The 4,337-nt window shown below is 42.9% G+C and carries 3 protein-coding genes, 1 tRNA gene and 1 pseudogene; all 5 read left to right on the forward strand.

Features of this window, described 5'->3' with window-relative positions; genetic code table 11:
- Positions 1-101 (forward strand): annotated as a pseudogene (locus OCT58_RS09970) (IS30 family transposase); the annotation flags it as partial.
- A 176-nt stretch (positions 102-277) separates the two neighbouring features.
- On the forward strand, positions 278-1,030 hold the full coding sequence (locus OCT58_RS09975; protein ID WP_267202686.1) for a DNA/RNA non-specific endonuclease: 753 nt from the start codon (positions 278-280) through the stop codon (positions 1,028-1,030).
- Positions 1,031-1,222: 192 nt separating this feature from the next.
- Entirely contained in the window at positions 1,223-2,572 is a 1,350-nt protein-coding gene (locus tag OCT58_RS09980) for an MFS transporter (protein ID WP_267202687.1), read from the forward strand.
- A gap of 606 nt (positions 2,573-3,178) precedes the next feature.
- Positions 3,179-3,250: transfer RNA gene (locus OCT58_RS09985), tRNA-Arg, on the forward strand.
- A 161-nt stretch (positions 3,251-3,411) separates the two neighbouring features.
- Positions 3,412-4,242 (forward strand): HAD-IIB family hydrolase, encoded by an 831-nt coding sequence (locus tag OCT58_RS09990; protein ID WP_267202688.1) that lies wholly within the window; start codon positions 3,412-3,414, stop codon positions 4,240-4,242.
- Positions 4,243-4,337 lie beyond the last annotated feature (95 nt).

A 4,337-nucleotide genomic window follows, 5' to 3' on the forward strand; every position in this document is an offset into this window, starting at 1 on the left:
TGCATCGTCGGAATAACATTCCTCGCAAGTCATTGAACTACCGCACACCACTTGAAGTATTCATGAAGCACGTCACCGATGAGCAACTAGCTTTTTTCTAACTTAATTTGACATTTCGGGTCTATTAATAATTGGTTTATCTATCGGTACCAGTTGGGCAGCTTACCATGATTTTCGTCAGGCGCAATTGGAACGTCTTCACTTTGCTCAGCGTGATCGACGGCCAGCAAGTAAACCCGGCGGATTAACCAGTAAACAGTATCAAAAGTTAGCACAATTGAATTATCAGTCGGGCACCAATCCAGTGGTTCAGGTTAATCATGGCCGGTCAACCCTCAATCCTAAATCCTGGCGCAGCAACAAGGTCAGCTACCAACAGCTAGATCACTTGCACCGGACCGCGAGTTCTAACATTGCCTTTCTCAACTGGCACAATCAGGCTAATACGAATCTGCGAACGCGGCAAACTGTTCAGCCAACTGGCTGGCATGCCAACCAAGACGGTAATTTGATTTATAACCGTGGACACCTAATTGCCTATTCATTGACAGCCGGCATCGATCGTAATACCGGTAAATACAGCAGCAGCCCCGTTGGTGATCAGGACAATCCCCGCAACCTCTTTACCGAAACTGATTTTACCAACCAAATGCTTCAAACAATTTATGAAGCGCGAGTGCGGCACACGCTGATCCAAGGCAAGCACGTTGTTTATCAAGCTACGCCAATTTTTCGGGGAAAAGAGCTGATGGCGCGGGGAATTAACCTCCAAGCAATTGCAACCGATGGCAGTTTGAATTTTAATGTCTACCTATATAATGTTGAACCTGGTATTCGCTTTAATTATCAAAATGGTTCATCTGCTAATGATTCGCAGATTAAAATTCCTGTCCCGGTCGAGTCACTAGACGAATCCGGTGATGATAATCAACGGTCATTGGACAATGGTTCGTTAAGAATTAGCGATCACTATTCTCGGCCAATTGCAACCGCCCCGCGGCATTATTACCGGGTCTGGAAAACAAAATAGAAATGATCGGTAGTGCTTTTCAAATCGAATTGCACTATTTTTATTATGTCAACTAACTTTTTGTGTACATTTTTGTAAGATGGTGCTATAATCTAGCAGGATTGCGCTATTAGTCACAATGTGTAACGATTTACGCTTTTTGAAAATTTGTCAAGAAGTATGAATCAATTTTGTATATAGGAGGTTTTTGCTATGCTATCTTTCTTAAAGCCAGCGCCTGATGCTACGAAAAAGGTTCCAAAAGATAAAATTGCAACCGTCTATAAGTGGCGTCAGCTTGGCGTTTTGCTGTCAATCTGTATCGGTTATATTGGCTATTATGTTATTCGTTTAATTTTCACGACCGAGCAGAATGATATTATGAAGCAGTATGGTTTCACCACTGCTGATGTTGGGATGGTCCTTTCCTGTTTCGGGATTGGTTACGGGATTTCTAAATTGTTCATGGGTGCACTTAGTGATAAGAGTAATCCGAACCACTATCTGGCAACCGGGTTAATTCTTTCCGCCCTGCTGAACTTCGGCTTAGGAGCAACCAAGAACTTGTATGTAATGATGTTCTTGATGCTGGTAATGTCCGTTGCCCAGGGGATGGGTGCGGCTGCTTGTCAGCGGATCGTCCAGCTCTGGTGGGGTAAGAAGCACCGTGGTGCCATTTACTCCATCTGGTCTTCCGCACACAATGCCGGTGCTTTCGTCTGTGTTGCCGTTGTTCAATTAGCAACGCTCATGTTTACTGGCTCAATTCCGGCAGTCTTCTACACGGCATCTGTTGTTTCCCTAATCATCGCTGCCTTTGTCTTAGTAGCGGGTTCAGACCGTCCAACTACTGTCGGTTTGCCAAGCATTTCTGAGTATACTGGCGATGAAGTTGTCCTGGAAAATGGTAAGCAAAGTTCTTCAGAATTGACAACGTTAACCCTGCCACAGATCTTCATGAAGTACATCCTGACCAACAAAATTGTTTGGGCGATCACTTTAACCTCAATGTCGCTTTACTTAGTTCGTTACGGGGTAATGAGTTGGATCCCAAGTTTCTTGGTTCAGTCGAAGGGATTCAGTCCTTCCTTTGCCAAATGGCTAGTTGGGATTTTTGAACTGTCTGCTGTTCCTGGTGTAATTATCATGGGTGCGATCTCAGACTTTCTAAAGGATCGGCGGGCACTCGTTTGCATTGTCTGTGTTATCTTGCTGTTCGTTTGTTTAACTACCTACTTCTTCAGCACGAGTCACACCTTGATCGTAACAGTTCTCTTTATCATGGGGACTTTAATTTACGCACCACTGACTCTGGTTGGATTGATGGTTAATGAAGCCGTGCCAAAGTTCGCAGTTGGTTCTTCCACCGGATTCATGGGCTTCTTTCAATACATCTTTGGTGAAACCTTAGCAACCGCCCTGATCGGAATTCTTGTTTCCAAGTACGGCTGGTTAGCAAGTAACATCGTTCTTTACTCTGCTGCTGGATTAGCACTTTTGCTCTTGATCTACATCATGATCCATGAGAACCGGGCAGCCAAATTAGCTGAAAAGGAAAACTGAATTGTTTTTAACGCGAAGCCCGTTGGTTACTAAATTAGTAGCTAACGGACTTTTTGTTAGGCTCTTTTAGTTTACATAATATCTTGATTGAAAATTAAAAGAGGGTTTCTGAATTATCTGTCATTTTTAGAGAGAAAACAGCTCAAATTAAGGGCTAATTTTTAAGATGTTATTTTTTAAACATATAAATAAATAACACTTCATGATTTTGCTATCAGTTTAAATGCTGATAAATCAACTTTTACGATGTGTTATTTTCTAGAAATAACACCTATTTTGGACCTCGATTTGGTTAATTTAGAGGTAAAATCAAGCAATGCCGCTCAGACAAAACGAGACGATCAACTACCCGTCTCGATCTTTTTCGTTTCGTCTGAGCGGCAAATTTGTTACTGAAAGAATATTGCTAATTAATTTGGTTAAAAGCATTATTCCTATTGATGGTATTCCTATTGATAAAATCTAGTTTCAAAAAATAACAAAGCGCTCTATGAATAACGCGGCATGAGTTTTCCTAACTAAATAAGTTTACATAATATACAACGCGTAATTAAATTAATTTAATCTGTTATTTTCTAAAAAGAGGACTATAATAATATACGAGAAGCGTCCTTAGTGTAAAGGATAGCACATGAGATTTCGGTCCTCATGATCCGGGTTCGATTCCCGGGGGACGCATTTTTGAGGATTCTTCATGAATTGCGAAAGATACTAAAAGCCATTGTGAAGGCTATTATAGAAGCACTTCACGATGGCTTTTATTTTCCCGGGTTTTATATAAATCTTGAAGAATTGTATGAAAAAGAAAAAAGATAATTACTAGAAAGGAGTCATCTCAAATGACCAAATGGCGCTATGTTGCCGTCGACGTCGATGGGACCCTGCTTGACGATCATGACCACTTTGATGCCGCACGGCTTAATCGTGATGTTCAATTGCTGGCCGCGCAAAACGTGATGTTCATCGTTGCCAGCGGTAACAGCTATGACGCATTGCAAACAATTTTTCTCCCCTGCCCGGCCGTTAAAAACTTCGTCGCCGAAAACGGTGGGCGAATTATCATCGACAAAAAGGAAAGCTTCAGTCAGCCCCACAAGCGTAGAACAATTGTCGCGTTGCTTAATTACGTCAAAACTATTGACCCACAGCCGGATCTGCTCTCCCTTTCCGGAGCACAGCAAACCTTTATTGCCGCGCGTTACCAAAACGTCCCGGTTCCCTACTATCCGCATCACGCCTACTTTTTACAGCTTGCCGAAATTAACGAGCCGCTCTACAACCTCAACATCAATTGGCACCGACACCATCCTCCGTTGAAGTGGATCCACGACCTCGTCCACCAAATCAATCAGCAGTTTCCAACGGTACACGCCACATACAGCGGTGCCTGGGGAATTGACATTCTCCCAGGTGGCGTCGATAAAGCCGTCAGTCTCACCCAGTTAATTCATACCACCGGCGGAAAAATGCAAGAGCTGATTGCTTTTGGTGACACGTCCAATGACCAAGAAATGATCACCGCGGCCGGTTGTGGCTATGCCATGAAAAACGCCACTGCGGATCTTCTCCAACTCGCCGACCGGGTTACTCAATACGACAATAATCATGATGGATTGCTGCGAGAGATCGAACGGCTTTTTCAATTAGGCAGATTGCAAGAAATAACTTGAACGAATTTAATGACGTAAATTAAGCAGGAAGATCTCGATTGGTGTGCGCCAGTTAAGACATTTAAGTGGCCGGGAATTCAGATACCAATTGATTT

The organism is Limosilactobacillus kribbianus (assembly GCF_026413145.1).
Classification (GTDB): domain Bacteria; phylum Bacillota; class Bacilli; order Lactobacillales; family Lactobacillaceae; genus Limosilactobacillus; species Limosilactobacillus kribbianus.

Excerpts from the sequence above, each read along its gene's own strand:
- OCT58_RS09990 (WP_267202688.1), top strand. The coding sequence starts at position 3,412 with ATGACCAAATGGCGCTATGTTGCCGTCGACGTCGATGGGACCCTGCTT.
- OCT58_RS09980 (WP_267202687.1), top strand. The coding sequence starts at position 1,223 with ATGCTATCTTTCTTAAAGCCAGCGCCTGATGCTACGAAAAAGGTTCCA.